At 62.7% G+C, this 18,167-nt stretch carries 19 protein-coding genes; 17 read left to right on the plus strand and 2 right to left on the minus strand.

What is annotated here, in order from left to right:
• The first annotated feature begins 36 nt into the window (after positions 1-36).
• The 5 genes from OHD58_RS10265 (at position 37) to OHD58_RS10285 (ending at position 4,983) form a co-directional block, all read left to right on the plus strand.
• Positions 37-336, plus strand: a complete 300-nt coding sequence (locus tag OHD58_RS10265; RefSeq protein ID WP_263803592.1) for a DUF1905 domain-containing protein — start codon at positions 37-39, stop codon at positions 334-336.
• 99 nt (positions 337-435) lie between these two features.
• Positions 436-921, plus strand: coding sequence for a 6,7-dimethyl-8-ribityllumazine synthase (gene ribH, locus OHD58_RS10270; RefSeq protein WP_263803136.1), 486 nt, complete (start codon positions 436-438; stop codon positions 919-921).
• Between the two features lie 4 nt (positions 922-925).
• Positions 926-1,429 carry a transcription antitermination factor NusB gene (gene nusB / locus OHD58_RS10275; protein ID WP_263803137.1) on the plus strand — a complete coding sequence of 168 codons (504 nt, stop codon included), beginning with the start codon at positions 926-928 and terminating at the stop codon, positions 1,427-1,429.
• Positions 1,426-2,640 (plus strand): MFS transporter, encoded by a 1,215-nt coding sequence (locus OHD58_RS10280; RefSeq protein ID WP_263803138.1) that lies wholly within the window; start codon positions 1,426-1,428, stop codon positions 2,638-2,640. The genes nusB and OHD58_RS10280 overlap by 4 nt, the downstream gene beginning before the upstream one ends.
• Before the next feature lie 198 nt (positions 2,641-2,838).
• Positions 2,839-4,983, plus strand: coding sequence for a sodium-translocating pyrophosphatase (locus OHD58_RS10285; protein ID WP_263803139.1), 2,145 nt, complete (start codon positions 2,839-2,841; stop codon positions 4,981-4,983).
• Positions 4,984-5,076: 93 nt separating this feature from the next.
• Here OHD58_RS10285 and OHD58_RS10290 read toward each other — a convergent pair whose 3' ends face one another.
• Positions 5,077-5,595: an outer membrane protein assembly factor BamE gene (locus tag OHD58_RS10290; RefSeq protein WP_263803140.1), complete on the minus strand. Its 519-nt coding sequence runs from the start codon at positions 5,593-5,595 to the stop codon at positions 5,077-5,079.
• Positions 5,596-5,710: 115 nt separating this feature from the next.
• Here OHD58_RS10290 and OHD58_RS10295 point away from each other — a divergent pair, with 115 nt between their 5' ends.
• The 6 genes from OHD58_RS10295 to OHD58_RS10320 all read left to right on the plus strand — a co-directional run bounded on the left by OHD58_RS10295 (position 5,711) and on the right by OHD58_RS10320 (position 10,213).
• Entirely contained in the window at positions 5,711-6,268 is a 558-nt protein-coding gene (locus tag OHD58_RS10295) for a ubiquinol-cytochrome C chaperone family protein (protein ID WP_263803141.1), read from the plus strand.
• A complete protein-coding gene (locus tag OHD58_RS10300; RefSeq protein WP_263803142.1) occupies positions 6,265-6,807 on the plus strand; it encodes a YceD family protein in 543 nt (180 codons plus the stop codon). The genes OHD58_RS10295 and OHD58_RS10300 overlap by 4 nt, the downstream gene beginning before the upstream one ends.
• A gap of 255 nt (positions 6,808-7,062) precedes the next feature.
• Positions 7,063-8,130, plus strand: a complete 1,068-nt coding sequence (gene plsX / locus OHD58_RS10305) for a phosphate acyltransferase PlsX (protein WP_263803144.1) — start codon at positions 7,063-7,065, stop codon at positions 8,128-8,130.
• An 8-nt stretch (positions 8,131-8,138) separates the two neighbouring features.
• Positions 8,139-9,110, plus strand: a complete 972-nt coding sequence (locus tag OHD58_RS10310) for a beta-ketoacyl-ACP synthase III (RefSeq protein WP_263803145.1) — start codon at positions 8,139-8,141, stop codon at positions 9,108-9,110.
• Positions 9,111-9,218: 108 nt separating this feature from the next.
• Positions 9,219-9,542: an integration host factor subunit alpha gene (locus OHD58_RS10315; protein WP_263803146.1), complete on the plus strand. Its 324-nt coding sequence runs from the start codon at positions 9,219-9,221 to the stop codon at positions 9,540-9,542.
• A 125-nt stretch (positions 9,543-9,667) separates the two neighbouring features.
• Positions 9,668-10,213: a MerR family transcriptional regulator gene (locus OHD58_RS10320; protein WP_263803148.1), complete on the plus strand. Its 546-nt coding sequence runs from the start codon at positions 9,668-9,670 to the stop codon at positions 10,211-10,213.
• Positions 10,214-10,283: 70 nt separating this feature from the next.
• Here OHD58_RS10320 and OHD58_RS10325 read toward each other — a convergent pair whose 3' ends face one another.
• Positions 10,284-11,144 (minus strand): LysR family transcriptional regulator, encoded by an 861-nt coding sequence (locus OHD58_RS10325; RefSeq protein WP_263803149.1) that lies wholly within the window; start codon positions 11,142-11,144, stop codon positions 10,284-10,286.
• Positions 11,145-11,240: 96 nt separating this feature from the next.
• On the opposite strand from OHD58_RS10325, the gene OHD58_RS10330 reads away from it, so the two are divergent.
• From OHD58_RS10330 to OHD58_RS10355, 6 genes are all read left to right on the plus strand, one after another.
• A complete protein-coding gene (locus OHD58_RS10330; RefSeq protein ID WP_263803150.1) occupies positions 11,241-12,578 on the plus strand; it encodes an aspartate aminotransferase family protein in 1,338 nt (445 codons plus the stop codon).
• 16 nt (positions 12,579-12,594) lie between these two features.
• Complete coding sequence (locus OHD58_RS10335) at positions 12,595-13,062, plus strand: cobalamin B12-binding domain-containing protein (RefSeq protein ID WP_263803151.1); 468 nt, start codon at positions 12,595-12,597, stop codon at positions 13,060-13,062.
• A 101-nt stretch (positions 13,063-13,163) separates the two neighbouring features.
• Positions 13,164-14,060: a methylmalonyl Co-A mutase-associated GTPase MeaB gene (meaB, locus tag OHD58_RS10340; protein ID WP_263803152.1), complete on the plus strand. Its 897-nt coding sequence runs from the start codon at positions 13,164-13,166 to the stop codon at positions 14,058-14,060.
• The gene (locus tag OHD58_RS10345; RefSeq protein ID WP_263803153.1) at positions 14,057-15,748 is read left to right on the plus strand and encodes a methylmalonyl-CoA mutase family protein; all 1,692 of its coding nucleotides are present in this window, start codon (positions 14,057-14,059) and stop codon (positions 15,746-15,748) included. Before meaB ends, OHD58_RS10345 begins: the two co-directional genes overlap by 4 nt.
• 10 nt (positions 15,749-15,758) lie before the next feature.
• Positions 15,759-16,508 carry an enoyl-CoA hydratase/isomerase family protein gene (locus OHD58_RS10350; RefSeq protein WP_263803154.1) on the plus strand — a complete coding sequence of 250 codons (750 nt, stop codon included), beginning with the start codon at positions 15,759-15,761 and terminating at the stop codon, positions 16,506-16,508.
• 77 nt (positions 16,509-16,585) lie between these two features.
• Positions 16,586-18,142 (plus strand): AMP-binding protein, encoded by a 1,557-nt coding sequence (locus tag OHD58_RS10355; RefSeq protein ID WP_263803155.1) that lies wholly within the window; start codon positions 16,586-16,588, stop codon positions 18,140-18,142.
• Positions 18,143-18,167 lie beyond the last annotated feature (25 nt).

Below are 18,167 nucleotides of genomic sequence, written 5' to 3' on the forward strand. Positions count from 1 at the left end.
CTGGAGGACGAAACGTACACGCCAGGAGCGACCCGTGTGACCCAGTTCCGATTCGAGGCGAGGGTAATCTATTGGAGAGGCCCATCCCCGTTCTTCTTCGTGCCGATACCTTTGCAGCATAGTGAAGAAATCAGGCAGATATCGAAATTCGTAACCTATGGATGGGGAATGATACCCGTGGAAGCGGTGATCGGGGGCGTCGCCTTCTCCACATCGCTCTTTCCCAAGGACGGGACTTATCTTTTGCCGCTGAAGGTGAATGTCAGGCGGAAGATCAGCGTGACGGCCGACGATCTAGTGTCCGTCGAGATGACGGTTCATTCCGCCCGGCGGTAGTTCTCGTCTGGCGCCCCAAATAGTCGCCCTGACAATCACACTTCGCTTGCGAAGCCGCCCGGTTCGGCCTAAGTCACCGGCGACCCGGAGAGACCGAGAATGGCAGGCACTTCACAACACGGCAAAGCGTTCATTCGCCCCGACAAGGCGCATGTGCTGATCGTCGAGGCGCGTTTCCACGACGATCTTGCCGATGCATTGCTCGATGGCGCGAAGGCGGCTCTCGACGACGCCGGCGCCACCTATGACGTGGTGACGGTTCCCGGCGCACTGGAAATTCCTGCGGTGATTTCGTTTGCGCTGGACGCGGCGGATGACAATGGAACCGACTATGACGGGTTCGTCGCGCTGGGAACGATCATCCGCGGCGATACCTATCATTTCGACATTGTGGCGAACGAATCGAGCCGGGCGCTGATGGATCTGGCGGTCGAGGAATCGCTGGCGATCGGCAACGGAATCCTGACCGTCGAGAACGACGCCCAGGCCTGGGTCCGTGCCAGGAAGAGCGAGGGCGACAAGGGTGGCTTCGCGGCGCGCGCAGCGCTCACCATGATCGCCGTCCGCGAGCGGCTGGGAGCCTGACGCCGTGACGCAGCCAGCCGGCAAGGACGGATCGCCGCCCGTGCGCCAAGCCAACAAGCGAGGCGCGGCAAGGCTTGCCGCCGTGCAGGCGCTTTACCAGATGGATGTCGCCGGCGCCGGACTTCTCGAAATCACCGCCGAATACGAGGCTTTCCGCCTCGGCAAGGAAGTCGACGGCGCGGTCTATCGCGAGGCCGACGCACAATGGTTCCGCGCTATCCTCGCCGGTGTCGTCGAGAACCAGAAGACGATCGATCCGGTGATCCGCCAATCGCTGACCGAAGACTGGCCGCTGTCGCGGCTCGATTCGACACTGCGCGCCATCCTGCGCGCCGGAGTCTACGAACTCAGCGAACGCGCCGACGTGCCGGTCGCGGTGATCGTTTCGGAATATGTCGACATCGCCAAGGCGTTCTACGAAGAGGACGAACCCAAGCTGGTGAATGCCGTACTCGACCGCGTCTCCCGCCGCGTGCGCGGCGAAGGGCGCGGCAAGGACGCTTTGTGACAGCGACGCCTGCCGAGCAAGAGGCGCGACGCACCGCGGTCATCCTCGCCGCCGCGCAGGCGATCGTTGGTTCCGCCGCCGTGGTTGCGATTTCGCTTGGCGGGCTGGCCGGCCATTATCTGCTCGGCGCCGACAAATCGCTGGCGACCGCGCCGGTCACCGGTTTCAACGTCGGCGTGGCTATCGGGGCCATCCCCGCCGCCGCGCTCCTTCGCATGCTCGGCCAGCGCAACGGGTTCCAGATGGGAACCGCCATTACCGCGCTTGGCGGATTGATCGCGACATTGGCGCTCATGCAGGCGAGTTTCTGGCTGTTTGTCGCAGGCCTCCTGGTGCTTGGTGTCGGTGGCGCGTTCGTGCAGCAGTTCCGTTTCGCGGCCGCGGACAACGCGCCGCCGGAGTTCAAGGCGCGCGCCATATCCTTCGTGCTCGCGGGCGGCGTCTTCACCGCCATCATCGGTCCGCAGATCGTCATCTTCACGCGCGACCTGCTTGCGCCGGTGATGTTCGCGGGAGCGTTCGCCGCGATCCTCGGTTTGGCGGCGGCTGGCGCCGTATTTCTCTCGTTCCTGCGCGTGCGGGACCGCGTTCCCGCCCACGACGAGCATGTGGACGAGCCGGCACGCGGGCTTTCGGAAATCGTCCTGCAGCCGCAGTTCGCCGTCGGGTTGCTCTGCGCGGTCGGATCCTATGCGCTGATGAGTTTCGTGATGACAGGCGCGCCGCTTGCCATGGTCGGCTGCGGCTTCTCGCCCGACGAGGCGGCGATAGGCATTTCGTGGCATGTGATGGCGATGTTCGGGCCGAGCTTCTTCACCGGCGCGCTGATCACGCGCTTCGGCAAGGAGACGATTGTCGCGACCGGGCTGGTCCTGCTGATCGCCTGTGCGATCGTCGCGCTTTCAGGAATCCAGCTCTGGCAGTTCTGGACGGCGCTGATCCTGCTTGGGCTCGGCTGGAACTTCGCCTTCATCGGCGCCACCGCCATGGTCGCCGGCAGCTACCGGAATTCCGAGAAGGGCAAGGTCCAGGGCGTGCACGATTTCATCCTGTTCGGCAGCGTGGCGTTTGGTTCGTTGACCTCGGGCGCCGTCTACAATGCCTGGGGCTGGGAAATGCTGAACTGGGTCGTGTTCCCGGTAACGCTGGTCTGCCTCGGCGCGCTTGGCGCTCTTTTCATGATCAAAAGGAAAAGTCCGGCTTCCGCCTGAACACGCGGGCAGGCTCTCCAGTCGCTAAAAATCGATTAGCGGCGAAATCAGGGCAAAAACCGAACAATATCTTGACGTTCGACAACCTGTTTCGCATAAGCCGCTGCGATAGGCCGGATTCTGCGCGCAGAAACCCGGTCTCGCTCAACGGCCCGGGGAGGGGTTTTTCCGGGCGATCAATCGAGGAACAATCCGCAAATGACCATGCTTTCCGTTGTCATTCTGTGCGGCGTGCTGTCAGTCGTCTATGCCATCTGGGCGACGCGCTCGGTCCTGGCTTCCGATCAGGGTAATGCACGCATGCAGGAAATCGCCGGCGCCATCCGCGAGGGTGCGCAGGCCTATCTCGCCCGCCAGTACACCACCATCGCCATTGTCGGCGTCGTAGTCCTGCTGCTCGCCTGGTGGTTGCTCTCGGCAACGGCCGCGATCGGCTTCCTGATCGGCGCCGTCCTGTCGGGCGCCGCGGGCTTCATCGGCATGCATGTGTCGGTCCGCGCCAATGTGCGCACCGCGCAGGCCGCTTCCAACAGCCTGGCGGCCGGCCTCGACATCGCCTTCAAGTCGGGCGCCATCACCGGCATGCTGGTCGCCGGTCTGGCGCTGCTCGGCGTCTCCGTCTACTACTGGATACTGACCGGTCCGATGGGCCTCGCGCCCGACAACCGCACCGTCATCGACGCGTTGGTTTCGCTCGGCTTCGGCGCTTCCCTGATCTCGATCTTCGCGCGTCTCGGCGGCGGCATCTTCACCAAGGGTGCGGACGTCGGCGGCGATCTGGTCGGCAAGGTTGAAGCCGGTATCCCGGAAGACGATCCGCGCAATCCGGCGACGATCGCCGACAACGTGGGCGACAATGTCGGCGACTGCGCCGGCATGGCGGCCGACCTGTTCGAGACCTATGCGGTGACCGTGGTCGCCACCATGGTGCTCGGCGCGATCTTCTTCGGCGGCACGGCGGTGCTCGGCTCCGTCATGCTCTATCCGCTCGCCATCTGCGGCGCCTGCATCATCACCTCGATCATCGGCACCTTCTTCGTCAAGCTCGGCTCCAACGGCTCGATCATGGGCGCTCTCTACAAGGGCTTGATCGTCACCGGCCTGCTGTCGATCGTCGGCCTGTGGGCGGCGACGTCGATGACCGTCGGCTGGGGCGAAATCGGCACCGGCGGCGGTGTCGTGATCACCGGCCGGAACCTGTTCATCTGCGGCCTGCTCGGCCTCGTGGTGACGGGGCTGATCGTCGTCATCACCGAGTACTACACCGGCACCAACAAGCGCCCGGTCAACTCGATCGCGCAGGCTTCGGTGACCGGCCACGGCACCAACGTCATCCAGGGCCTTGCGGTGTCGCTGGAATCGACGGCGTTGCCTGCCATCGTCATCGTTGGCGGCATCATCGCGACCTTCCAACTCGCCGGCCTGTTCGGGACCGCGATCGCGGTGACCACCATGCTCGGCCTGGCTGGCATGATCGTGGCGCTCGACGCCTTCGGTCCGGTTACCGACAATGCCGGCGGCATTGCCGAAATGGCAGGCCTGCCCAAGGAAGTGCGTCAGTCGACCGACGCGCTCGACGCGGTCGGCAACACCACCAAGGCGGTGACCAAGGGCTACGCGATCGGCTCGGCCGGCCTCGGCGCGCTGGTGCTGTTCGCGGCCTACAGCTACGATTTGCAGTACTTCGCAGCCAATGCCGCGCAGTACCCGTACTTCGCTGACCTAGGCACGGTCTCCTTCGACCTGTCGAACCCGTATGTCGTCGCCGGCCTGATCTTCGGCGGCCTCATCCCGTACCTGTTCGGCGGCATCGCCATGACGGCCGTCGGCCGCGCGGCGGGCTCGATCGTCGAGGAGGTACGCCGTCAGTTCCGCGAGGATCCGGGCATCATGAAGGGCACGTCGAAGCCCAACTACGCCCGCGCCGTCGATCTTCTGACCAAGGCCGCGATCAAGGAGATGATCATCCCGTCACTGCTGCCGGTGCTCGCGCCGCTGGTCGTCTACTTCGGCGTGCTGTTGATCTCCGGCTCCAAGGCTTCGGCCTTTGCCGCACTGGGTGCCTCGCTGCTCGGCGTCATCGTCAACGGTCTCTTCGTCGCCATCTCGATGACCTCCGGCGGCGGCGCCTGGGACAACGCCAAGAAGTCGTTCGAAGACGGCTTCACCGACAAGGACGGCGTCAAGCACCTCAAGGGCTCCGAGGCGCACAAGGCCTCGGTGACCGGCGACACGGTCGGCGATCCCTACAAGGACACCGCCGGTCCGGCCGTCAACCCGGCGATCAAGATCACCAACATAGTGGCGCTGCTGCTGCTGGCGGTTCTGGCGCACAGCGCCTGATCCGCGGCATCGGCTGCTCAACAAAAACCCGCGGGAGCGATCCCGCGGGTTTTTGTTTGGATGCAGGCTCCGCGCGGAGCGGGCCGGCGGTCTTTACTGTTGCGGCATGCCCGGCAGGCTCTGCGGCATGGCGCTGGCGCCGGCGATGAGCTGGCCGATGAAGTTCTGGTCCTTGCCGCCGGTCGGCGTCGTGCGCGAGATAAAGTCGAACACCTTGCCGTCCTTCTTGCCGTAGTTGGCGATGTTGGTGACGCGGCCGTCCTCGCCGAAATAGACGGCGAGCACCCGCTGGTCGACGATGTGGGGGTTCATGAAGGCGACGGGGCGCTTGCGGGTCTGCGAGATGTAATAAAACACCTCGTTGTCGAAGGTCGCCGTGGTCGACGGGCTGCCCAGCGCCAGAATGACCTGCTCGCGGCTTGAGCCGACCGGAACCAGGTCGATCTGCTGCTGGTCGATCACGTAGCCCTGGGTGAGGGTCTCACTCGGGTTCAACCCCAGCGATTGGGTGGTAGGGGAATTGCAGCCGGCCAGCGCGGCGACCGCGGCAGCAAGCGAAACGGCGATTGCAGGGTTCGATAAAGATCCCGTCTTGAATTTTGGCGAGCCCAACAACAACTCCATAATGCGTGTCCCAGCCCGCTTGCGCGAGGCCGCAAAACCGGTAAACCAGCTTGCGCGCCGATGCAACAAGGCCACAAAATGAAACAGGCCCGGAGGCCGCCTCATGTTCAAACGCCTGTTCGGCCGTCAGCGCCACGCCAACCAGACGATCACGGACGCGCTCTACAACGAAATCGTGGCAGCGGCGCGGCAACCTGCGTTTTATTCCGACTGGAACGTGCCCGATACGCCGCTCGGCCGCTTCGAGATGCTGTCGCTGCATGTTTTCTTGTTCTTGCACCGGATGCGCGGCGAGACCGGCCCGGCGCGTGAGGTGGCGCAGATACTGACCGACCAGTTCTTCAGCGACGTCGAGCATTCGCTGCGCGAACTCGGCATCGGCGACATGGGCGTACCGAAGCGCATGAAGAAGCTCGCCCGCATGTTTTATGGCCGCACCACGGCCTATGCCGACGCGCTGGAACGCGGCGACCAGCCGGCGCTGGCGGCGGCACTTGCCAGGAACATCCGCCCGGACACCGCCGAATGGCCGCAGGCGGACGCGCTGGCAGGCTACGTGGTTGCCGCCGACCGGCAACTCGCAGGGCAGGCAACCGACGGCATTCTCGGGGGAGTGCTTCGCTATCCGGAACCCGGGACATCAACAGGAGGCTCGATATGAAGGAAAACACCGAAACTCCGGTCTCCTTCCTGGCCAATGTGGCGCGGCTGCCGCAAAAGGGCCTGCCGGTCAGGATCGAGGCGGATACCAAGCAGCGTGCCGAACTCGCCAAGCAGCATGGGCTCGTTTCCGTCGGCCGCTACCGGGCCGAACTTCTGGTCACGTCGTGGAAGCGCCATGGCGTGAAAGTCAGCGGCACCGTCGAGGCGGATATCGTCCAGGAATGTGTCGTCACGCTCGAGCCGATCGAAAGCAGCATCTCCGCGGAGGTGTCGGGGCTGTTTCTGCCGGAAGATTCGAAACTCGGCCGGGAAGGCTTCCATGCCGGCGGCGAGATCCTGCTCGACGCGGACGGTCCGGACGCTCCGGAGACCTTCTCCGGCGAGACGATCGACGTCGGCGCGCTGGCCGAAGAGTTTTTCGAACTGGCGATTGACCCTTATCCACGCAAACAGGGCGCGGACATTGAAACGATAGAAGACGAGGACCGGTCCGATTCGCCGTTTGCAAGGCTGGCGGCGCTGAAGAAACCGCAGTAATCAGCGTATTCACCGCTGTTCGGCGGCGGTGAATATTCGCACATGCGCCATGCAGTCGCGTGCGCAGAAACAGCCGGCTCGGCGCACGCATGGAAAAACATGCTAGCTTGACGGGCGGACGGGAAGAATGGGAACACGATTCGCTTGAATTCCGCCGCCGCAACGCGAAATGAATGTTGTGCCGTGGCTCAAAACCGCTATTTTCGCCCAGCTTTCGAAACCCCGATTGCCGGGAACCTGTGAGATGATTGCCGCGTGATACGTATCTCCATTGACGCCATGGGCGGTGATCACGGCCCTACCGTGATCCTGCCGGCCCTCGTGAAGGTGATCGAGCGCCGCCCTGACGTGAGGTTCCTGATCTTCGGCCGCGACGATGCCGTGCGGCCCGTCCTCGATCAGTTGCCGCGGCTTGCCGGCGTCAGCGAGTTCGTCCACTGCGAGGTGGCTGTGCGGATGGACGACAAGCCAAGCCAGGCCTTGCGCCACGGCCGCTGGAAATCATCGATGTGGAAGGCCGTCGAGGCAGTCAAGAACGGCCATGCAGACGTCTGCATTTCCGCCGGCAACACCGGCGCGCTGATGGCGATGTCGAAATTCTGCCTGCGCACCATGGCCAATATCGACCGGCCGGCGATAGCGGCACTCTGGCCGACGGTGCGCGGCGAAAGCATCGTGCTCGACGTCGGCGCCACCATCGGCGCCGACGCGCACCAGCTGATCGATTTCGCCATCCTGGGAGCGGCGATGGCGCGCGCCCTGCTTGCCGTCGACCGACCGACCGTCGGCCTGCTCAATGTCGGCGTCGAGGAAATCAAGGGCCAGGAGGAGGTCAAGGAGGCCGGACTGCTGCTGCGCGAGGCCAACCTCAAATCGATGGACTATCACGGTTTCGTCGAGGGCGACGATATCGGCAGGGGCACCGTCGACGTGGTGGTGACGGAAGGTTTTGCCGGCAACATCGCGCTGAAGACCGCCGAAGGCACCGCAAAGCAGATCGGCGAATATCTGCGTGCCGCCATGAGCCGGACGCTGATGGCGCGGATCGGCTATATTTTCGCCAAGGGCGCGTTCGATCGTCTCCGCGAAAAGATGGATGTCCGCAAGGTCAATGGCGGCGTCTTTCTCGGCCTGAACGGCATCGTGGTGAAGAGCCACGGCGGCGCCGACGAGGAAGGCTTCGCCGCCGCAATCGAACTCGGTTACGACATGGTGCGCAATCGCCTGATCGAACGGATCAAGAGCGATCTCGACACGTTTCATACACGTCAGCCGCAGCTGCAGGTGGGCAAGCCCGCCACAGCCGGCGACGGCGACGAATAGGACTTGCAATGATCAGATCAGTCGTGCGCGGCATCGGCTCGGCGCTGCCCCGCCGCATCATGAAGAACGCCGATTTCGAGGGCATGGTCGAGACGTCGGACGAATGGATCGCCCAGCGGACCGGCATCCGCCAGCGGCATATCGCGGCGGACGACGAGACGACCGCGTCGCTGGGCGAGGCCGCGGCGCGCGAGGCCCTGGCGAATGCCGGGCTGACGCCGGACGATCTCGACCTGATCGTGCTGGCCACCTCCACACCCAACAACACCTTTCCCGCCACCGCCGTCGAGATCCAGAACCGTCTCGGCATGCGCCACGGTTTCGCCTTCGACATGCAGGCGGTGTGTTCGGGTTTCGTCTATGCGGTGACCACGGCCGATCTCTATATCCGAGGCGGGCTTGCCAAGCGTGTCCTGGTGATCGGTTCGGAGACCTTCTCGCGCATTCTCGACTGGAGCGACCGTTCCACGTGCGTTCTGTTCGGTGACGGCGCCGGCGCGCTGATACTGGAGGCGGGGCAGGGCGAGGGGAACATCGCCGACCATGGCGTTCTCGCCACCAGCCTGCGTTCCGACGGCACCCACAAGGACAAGCTTTACGTCGACGGCGGCCCGTCGACGACAGGCACCGTGGGGCATCTGCGCATGGAAGGCCGCGAAGTCTTCAAACACGCCGTCGGCATGATCACCGACGTGATCGAGGCGACCTTCTCGCAGGCCGGCATCACCGCCGAGGATCTCGACTGGTTCGTGCCGCATCAGGCCAACAAGCGCATCATCGACGCTTCGGCCAAGAAGCTCGGCATCGCTGAGCAGAAGGTCGTCATCACCGTCGACAAGCACGGCAACACATCGGCCGCTTCGGTGCCGCTGGCACTGGCCGTGGCGGTCAAGGACGGCCGCATCAAGAAGGGCGACCTGGTGCTTCTGGAGGCGATGGGCGGCGGTTTCACCTGGGGCGCGGTGCTGCTGCGCTGGTGATTCGCTATTCGGGACTTGTTTCAGGCTCGGTCCTTGACCTTGCCGAGCCAATTTTCTAACGTCGCCGCTTGTTTCAATTGTGTTTTTTTAGGATGGTGAGACGGTCGCATGGGGGCAAAGACACTTACGCGCGCCGACCTCGCTGAAGCGGTTTACCGCAAGGTCGGGCTTTCCCGCACGGAATCCGCCGAACTGGTCGAAACGGTTCTCGATGAAATCTGCGAAGCAATCGTGCGCGGCGAGACGGTGAAGCTGTCTTCGTTTGCCACCTTCCATGTTCGCGGCAAGAATGAACGGGTCGGCCGCAATCCGAAAACCGGCGAGGAAGTGCCGATCCTGCCGCGCAGGGTGATGACCTTCAAGGCGTCTAACGTCTTGAAAAACCGTATTCTTCGGTCGCACCAGTCGAACAAGGGCAAGTCCGGCAAATAGGCCGTACGCCGCATCTCTCGGCAAATCTGGCGTTTGTGGACCCGGCGAGACTGACGCCGGGCTTGAATGTTGGCGCACAAACCGCTGAAATACCGGCGAATCGGTCAAGCCAGCGGGTGATTTCCATGGACAAGAGCCCCGACGCATTCCGCACGATCAGCGAAGTCGCCGAAGATCTCGACCTGCCGCAGCATGTGCTGCGCTTCTGGGAAACGCGGTTCAACCAGATCAAACCGATGAAACGCGGCGGCGGGCGGCGCTATTACCGGCCGCAGGACGTCGAACTGATCAAGGGCATCCGCCACATGCTCTATGACCAGGGCTACACCATCAAGGGCGTGCAGAAGCTGCTGCGCGAAAACGGTAACCATTTCCTGGTGGCGATCGGCAGCGGCGACGTGACGGCGATCGAGGCGATCACGCAGCGCAAGCAGGCCGAGGCCGCTCCGGCGCCCGCAAGCCCCGCCCACCCGCGCGGTCCTGACGACGAGATGCTGGTCGGCGAGGCAAAGGCCAAGCCCAACCGCCGCTTCTTCGGTCTCGGCAAGGCCGATGACGAGGGGCCGGTGCCGCCGGGATCGGGAAAGCTGTCACGCGACAACCGCGCGCTGCTGCAGGAGGCATTGTTCGACCTTCTGGAGTGCAAGCGTCTGCTTGATCAGGTGCGGTAACGCTGCTTCGGGTGAATGCGCAAACTACATCCGCAATGCCGGATACGCTTCAAACTAAATGAAGCAGACTCTAGAGTGTCGGAAGGACGCTGCGGATGTGATCGGCAAATGCCTCGATCGCCGGCGATCGTTCGGATTCGGCAAAAGCGATCAGAACCCCAAGGCGGGATAGCTGGGGCAGGGGCGTGTTGAGAACAAAGAGGTCGGATGGAACCGCCTCCTTGGTCATCACACTTATCGCCAGGCCGGACCGGGCAACGGCAATCAATCCGGCAATGCTGTTGCTGGCATAGGATATCTTATAGCGCAGCCCGGCACGGGCCATGGCATCACAGGCGGCTCTATGATCCATGGCGTTCGACGCCGGCAGAGCCAGTGGCACGGTGTCGCCAAAATCGTGGAGGTCCAGGGTCGGCCTGCTGCCCACCCATACGAGCGGCTCCGTCCGCACGATATCCATCGACTCATCGGTCGCATCCGGAGTTGAAACAAGCGCCAGATCTATCTGGCGCGAATTCAGGAGTGTCCGCAGTTCAACCGTCGGTGCGGAAACGACCTTGATCTCGACATCGGGGTACAGGGTTCCGAAGCTTTTCAGGAGCGTCGGGAAGAAGGCGATCAGATAATCTTCGGGAGAGCCGAAGATTATCGAACCGTGCAAGCCCTTCGCCGAGAGTGCTAGAACCGCTTCGTCGTGGATTCTGAGAATGCGCTCGGCATAAGCCAGGAAGCGCTCTCCACTTCCGGTGAGACGGACCCCGCTGCCGTTTCTATGAAACAGACTTTGGCCGAGAGCCTCCTCGAGCCGCTGTATCTGCATCGTCACCGCCGATTGCGTGCGTCCGACCTGTATGGCGGTCGCACTAAGGGTTCCCGCGTGGGAAGCACGGACGAACGTTGCCAGTAGCCTGAGATCAAGTGGTCCGTGCATATCAATTCCGTTGATAGCTGAATCCGACAATTATCAATTTTACTGGATCCATGCCAGCCGCTAATTTTCCGCCGGTGCTCTGGCGAGGCTGTGAAGATGTCAAAAAACTTGGATCGCGGGTTCTGGGCCACGGCCGAGAAGCACCTCATACGGTATGGCGGCACATTCGAACCCGCCATCATCGAGCACGCCGCAGGCTCATTCGTCTACGATGCGGACTCCAGGCCGATCCTCGACTTCACCTCGGGGCAGATGAGCGCGCTGCTCGGACACGGCCACCCCAAGATCGTTTCGACAGTCAGCAGGCAAGTCGAAGAAGTCGCGCACCTCTTCAGCGGCATGCTCTCCCGTCCCGTGGTGGAACTTGCGGAGCGCCTGGCGGGATTGGCGCCTGGCCTCGACAAGGCGCTTTTGCTCTCGACCGGCGCGGAGTCGAACGAAGCGGCCATCCGGATGGCGAAGCTGGTGACGGGCAGGCACGAGATCGTTGCTTTTTCGAAAAGCTGGCATGGAATGACCGGGGTTGCGGCGTCCGCGACCTATAGCGCCGGCCGCAAGGGGTATGGACCGGCAGCGGTCGGATCCCTTGCAATTCCGGCGCCCAATACCTTCCGTCCACGCTTCAAGAATCCTGATGGATCGCTGGATTGGCTTACCGAACTGGACGATGCGTTCGCGCTGGTCGACAGCCAGTCGACGGGAAGCCTGGCCGCCTTCATCGCCGAGCCGATCCTGTCCAGCGGCGGCATGCTCGAACTGCCGCTCGGATATCTCGCGGCGCTGAAACAGAAATGCCGCGAACGCGGGATGCTGCTGATCCTCGACGAGGCGCAGACCGGCATCGGCCGCACGGGCACCATGTTCGCCTTCCAGCGGGACGGCGTCACACCGGACATCCTTACCCTCTCCAAGACCATCGGCGCAGGGCTGCCCCTGGCGGCCGTGATGACGACGGCCGAAATAGAAGAGGCGGCGCATGACAAGGGCTTCCTGTTCTACACCACGCACGTTTCCGATCCGCTGCCTGCGGCCGTGGGCATCGCGGTGCTGGATGTCGTCGAGGAAGAAAATCTCGTCGAACGGGCACGGCACCTCGGTGAAAAGCTGTTCGACGGACTGTCGAGACTGAAGCAGCGCTTCGAATGCGTCGGCGACGTGCGCGGCCGCGGGCTGATGCTTGGGGTCGAGATCGTAAAGGGCGGTCAGGGAAAAGAGCCCGACCACGAGTTCGGTGCAAGAATTGCCGCGGAAGCGTTCGGGCGCGGCCTGAGCATGAACATCGTCAAGCTTCCCGGAATGGGCGGCGTGTTCCGCATAGCTCCGCCACTGACGATTTCCGAAGAGGAGATCGACCTTGGCCTGAAGATAATCTCCGACTCGATCGAATCCGCGCTTGCCGCGACGGCGGACCTTCCCGGCCTGGCCGCGGAGTGAAGGGCGCATCGAACCGATGACCGACACGACCATAACAGGCCAAGACTCCGGTGCCACGGCCGATAGCGAGGTTCAATCGCCCGGCACCATTCGGGTGCTGGTCGCCAAGCTCGGGCTCGACGGCCACGACCGGGGCGCCAAGATCGTCGCCCGCATCCTGCGGGATGCCGGCATGGAGGTTATCTATACGGGCCTCTACAAGTCGCCGAACGAGGTCGTGAACGCAGCGATACAGGAAGACGTGGATGTCATCGGAGTGAGTCTACTATCCGGGTCTCACGTTCCGCTGTTCCGCGAACTGGGACGCTGCCAGCGGCAGCTAAAGGCCGAGCACATTTTCGTTGTCGCGGGCGGTGTGATACCCGAGCAAGACTATGCCGCCTTGCTGGATAGCGGTGTCGATGCGATCGTTCCGCAGGAGGCTCGAGCCGATCTGATCGTCACGACGATCAGAAATCTTATTGCCGCCCGTGGCCGCATATGACCACGTTTGCCCCGTCGAGACCGGTAAAGCGTACGACCTACATACCCTCGATGGAGCTTGTGCCCGGCGTCATTGCAGGGAGCGTTCCAGGCATTGCCCGGATGATTACCCGCGCCGAGGCCGGGTATCCAGAAGCGTCCGCAGCCCTGGCGGAGATCTACAAGCACACCGGAAAGGCGCATATCGTCGGCATCACCGGCGTGCCGGGGGCGGGCAAATCCACCCTTGTGTCGTCGCTTATCAGGGCGCTCGCCTCGGACGGATACAAGGTGGGGGTGATTGCCGTCGACCCGAGCAGCCCTTTTTCCGGCGGCGCGATTCTGGGCGACCGGGTGCGGATGAGCGATGCGGCCGAGTCGTGCCGCGCCTTCGTCCGCAGCATGGCGACACGCGGCCATCTTGGCGGCCTGGCCCGTTCAACCCTTCAGGCTGTCGATATTCTCGATGCGGCCGGATATTCGCCGATCATCATAGAGACCGTCGGCGTCGGCCAGGACGAGGTGGAGGTCGTGACGGCGGCTCACACCATCGTGGTTCTCTCGGCTCCGGGCCTCGGCGACGACATACAGGCGATCAAGGCGGGAATCCTGGAAATCGCCGACATACACGCGGTGAGCAAAAGCGACAAACCGGAGGCGCCAGCGACCGTCTCGGCTCTGAAAGGCATGATGGCCCTGGGAACCTACAGGACAGGCTCAAACTGGAGCCCTCCGGTTCTTCCGGTCAGTTCGGTTTCGGGCGAGCGCATCGGCGAACTGAAAGACGCGATCGGCCGGCACTGGGTGCATTTGCGGGAAAGCGGCGAACTGGCCACCCGTCAGCGCAGCATTTGCAGGACGCGGATCCTCGGAACAGCCAGGCACCTCTTCCAGCAGAAGTTCGATGAGAAGGCCGGCGGGCTCGAAAAATACATCCAGGCGGTGGTGAACAGGGACATCGATCCTTTAGTCGCCGCTCACATGTTGCTGGGCTGGGACCATGAAGGGCGGATCACATGAATCTGTTCTCGGGGCGGGCGATCGAAGAGATCCGGGAAAAGCAGGCCGAGTGGGAACAAAAGGAACTTGCGGCCGCCTTGAACAGCAGGCCCGAGGAAAAACCGGCATATGAGACGGAAAGCGGAATCCCGCTGAAGCGGATCTACACCGCCGCCGACGTCGCCGACATCCCGGCAAGCGAACTGGGTTTTCCGGGAGCCTACCCGTTCACGCGGGGCGCCTATCCCACCATGTATCGTGGCCGGCCCTGGACGATCCGGCAGGTTGCAGGCTTCGGCAATCCCGAAGCCACGAACCAGCGTTACAAATACATGATCCAGACCGGGCAGACAGGGCTCTCCACCGATTTCGATCTTCCAACGCTGCTTGGCCTCGATTCGGACGATCCCATGGCATTCGGCGAAGTGGGGCGCGTTGGCGTCGCCATCGACACGGTGGATGATGTGGACCGGCTGTTCGATGGCATCGACCTCGAGAAGATTTCGGTTTCGCTGACCATCAACCCGTCGGCCTGGGTGATCTACGCGATGTTCGTCGCGGTCGCCGAACAGCGCGGTTGCGACCTCGGCAAGTTGACCGGGACGCTGCAGGCCGATCCGCTGAAGGAATACGTCGCCCAGAAGGAATGGATCTACCCGGTCCGGCCCGCCGTCCGGCTGTTGCGCGACCTGATCATGCACAGCTCCAAGGCGACGCCAAAGATCAACCCGATCAGCCTCAGCGGCTATCACCTGTCGGATGTCGGCGGGAACGCGCTGCAGGAGATCGCGTTCATCATGGCCTTCACGATCGCCTATTGCGAGGAGGTGATCGATGCCGGCATGGACATCGACGACTTCGCGCCCAGGCTGTCGTTCTTCTTTATCAGCCACCAGGACTTCTTCGAACAGATCTGCAAGTTCAGGGCGGCCCGACGCGTCTACGCCAAGATCATGTCCGAGCGGTTCAGTGCCAAAAAGGCGGAATCGATGCGGCTGCGGGTGCATGTGCAGACCGCCGCGATGAGCCTGACGAAGGTCGAGCACCACAACAATCTCATGCGGACGGCGATCCAGGCACTCGGTGCGGTGCTTGGCGGCTGCCAGAGCATGCATACGAACGGCCTCGATGAAGCCTTCGCCATCCCGACCGAAGAGGCAATGAAACTCGCCATCCGGACCCAGCAGATCATCCGCGAGGAAATCAACGTCACCTCGGTGATCGATCCCCTCGGCGGTTCTTACTTCGTGGAGAGCCTGACCCGGGACATGGAAAACGAAATCTGGAAGATGCTCGACGAAGTGGATGAGCGCGGCGGTGCGATCAAGCTGGTCGAGGAGGGGTGGTTCCAGCAGAAGCTCGCCGACTCGGCATATGCGACCTTCAAGAAGATCGATACCGGTGAGAAAGTTTCCGTCGGCGTCAATCGGTATGTGGATGAGACGAGCGGTTCCGCTGAGGTGCACATCCATCCGTATGACGACGACTGCACCCAGCTGCAGATAGATCGCCTGAACGCGGTGCGGGCGAACCGGGACAACGAGCGCGTTCGCCGTCTGATGGAAGAACTCGTCCAGCAAGCGCGGTCCGACGACATCAACCTTTTGCCGAAAACCATGGAGCTGGTGAAGGCCAGGGCCACGCTGGGCGAAATCTGCGGTGCGCTGCGGGATGTCTGGGGCTCTTACACCGAACCGATGATCGTCTGAGGGGGATACAATGACGGCTGCAGTCATTTCCAGACAGGACGGGGTGATCGCCTGGGTCAAGCTGAACCGGCCGGAGCGGCTGAACGCCATGAACCGGCAGCTCGTCGATGAGCTGGCCGAGGCGCTTGCCAAGGCCGAAGCGGATGAAGCGACCCGTGTCATCATCCTCCACGGCGGAGGGCGGGCTTTCTGTTCCGGCGACGATCTCAAGGATCTCGACGCGCAAACCGTATCGGAGGCCGCGACGCAAGACTGGGTGGAGGCCATTCAAGGCATAACCCTGCAGATCATGCGATCGAAGAAGATCGTGATCGCGGCGGTGCACGGCTGGTGCGTGGGCGGTGCCCTCGAATGGGCGATCAACTGCGATTTCCGGCTGTTTGCCGACAACACCCGCTGGTTCTTTCCTGAAGTCAGTTACGGGCTTTTCGTGACCGGCGGCGTGACGGCGCTGTTGACAAAGCAGGTCGGGCCGCAGGTTGCCAAGGAACTGATGATCCTCGGCGAGCGGCACGACGCCAGAAAGGCGATCGAAGTCGGGATCGCGTGGAAACTCTTTGCGGAAGCCGAATTGCTCGACGAAGCAAGGAAGCTGGCTCTCGCGATCGCAGAGCGTCCGGCCGGCGCCGTGTCCGATATCAAGCACGCCATCAATGAGGGTTTCCACTCATCACTTGAAGGCGCAATGGCGCTCGAGACCAAGGCCACCGTAAGCGGCTTCCTGTCTCCGGAGGCACAGGCCCGAGCAAAAGAGTTTTGATCGCGTCGATGACAATGCTCGAAGCCTCAACCCCCTTTCACATCCCGGAACAAGAGGGTGACTCTGAAAACAGGGTATTGCCGAGGATCCTGCTGAGGCAGGCCGAACAGCTCGGCAGCAGGAAATTCATCGAGGTGTGCGGGCGCTCCGCGAGTTTCGAGGAAATGCTGCATATTTCCAACCGGCTGGCGGGCGGCCTGCGCAAGCTCGGCGTGAACAAGTCCGATCGCGTGGCGATGCTGCTGCCCAATTGCTTCGAACTCGTCGCGATGTGGTTCGCGATCTCGAACCTCGGCGCGATCGAGGTGCCGAACAATCCCGGCCTGAAAGGAGATCTCCTCTGCCATAACCTCAACAATTGTGGAGCGGAGGTGCTTGTCGCGGATGCAAATGCGCTTGCGGAGCTCGCGAAGGTCCAGGACAACCTGCCCAACCTTCGCACACTGATCCTCGTAGGGGCCGACCCGAAAGAGGCGCGGGCGGCTGGCATCAGGATCGGCCGGATCGTCGGTTTCGAGGAGTGCATGGCGCCGCGGCCGGATTTCGATCTGGCGGACATCCACTATTCCGACCCGATGGCGATCCTCTACACGTCCGGGACGACCGGTCCTGCCAAGGGCGTGTTGATGTCGCATCACCATTGCCATTCCTGGGCAAGGGCGATGGCGCTCAACCTGGGGTACACGGCGCGCGACAGTTATTTTTCGGCCCTGCCGCTCTTTCACACCGACGCCCAGATGTTCGGCGTCTACCTGCCGCTGATCTACGGCACCCAGACAACGCTGGTCGACGGCTTCAGCGCATCAAGGTTCTGGGACCAGTTGCGGGCGAGCGGCGCTACGGCGACGAACCTGCTAGGCGCCATGGCCGTCATCCTCACGCGCGCGCCACCGTCGGAGAACGACGCCGAAAATCCCGTCAGGATATGCCAGTGCATTCCCATGGTTCCCGACAAGGAGGAATTCGAACGCCGTTTCGGTATGCAGCTCGTAACGGGATACGGACAGACAGAGACCGGCTTCGTGACCTTGGATACGGTCGGCGAGACGAGACCCGGTTCCTGCGGCCGTCCCCATCCGGACTGGGACGTGGCGATCGTGGATGAAAGGGACCAGCCTCTCCCGCCCGGCGCCGTGGGCGAGATCGTGTCGCGTCCAAATAGAAGCTGGAGCATGTTTTCCGGCTACTACCGCGCCGATGCAAAGACGGTGAAGACGCTCAGGAACCTTTGGTACCATTCCGGCGACGCCGGCTTCATGGATGAAGATGGCTGGCTGTATTTCAAGCATCGGCTGAACGAAGCAATCCGGCGCCGGGGCGAGAACATTTCCGCCTTCGAGGTGGAAACCGTCGCCGAGAAACATCCCGACATCGTTGAAAGCGCCGCATTCGGCGTTCCATCGGAGTTCACCGAAGAAGACATCATGGTCGTCGCCATGCGCAGGGCCGGGTCGTCGATAGGGCCAGCGGACCTGATCGATCATTTCAGGCAGTGCGCACCTCGCCACATGGTGCCGCGCTACATCGAGATCACCGATGCGCCGCTCCCAAGAACTCCAACAGAAAAAGTCGCCAGAAACGCCTTGAGGCAAAGAGGCGTAAGCGAAGCCACCTTTGACCGGGGGCAGCGCTAGCGACAGGCCGTGCCGTCCCAACAGT

This window comes from Mesorhizobium sp. ZC-5, from assembly GCF_025753855.1.
Taxonomy (GTDB): domain Bacteria; phylum Pseudomonadota; class Alphaproteobacteria; order Rhizobiales; family Rhizobiaceae; genus Neomesorhizobium.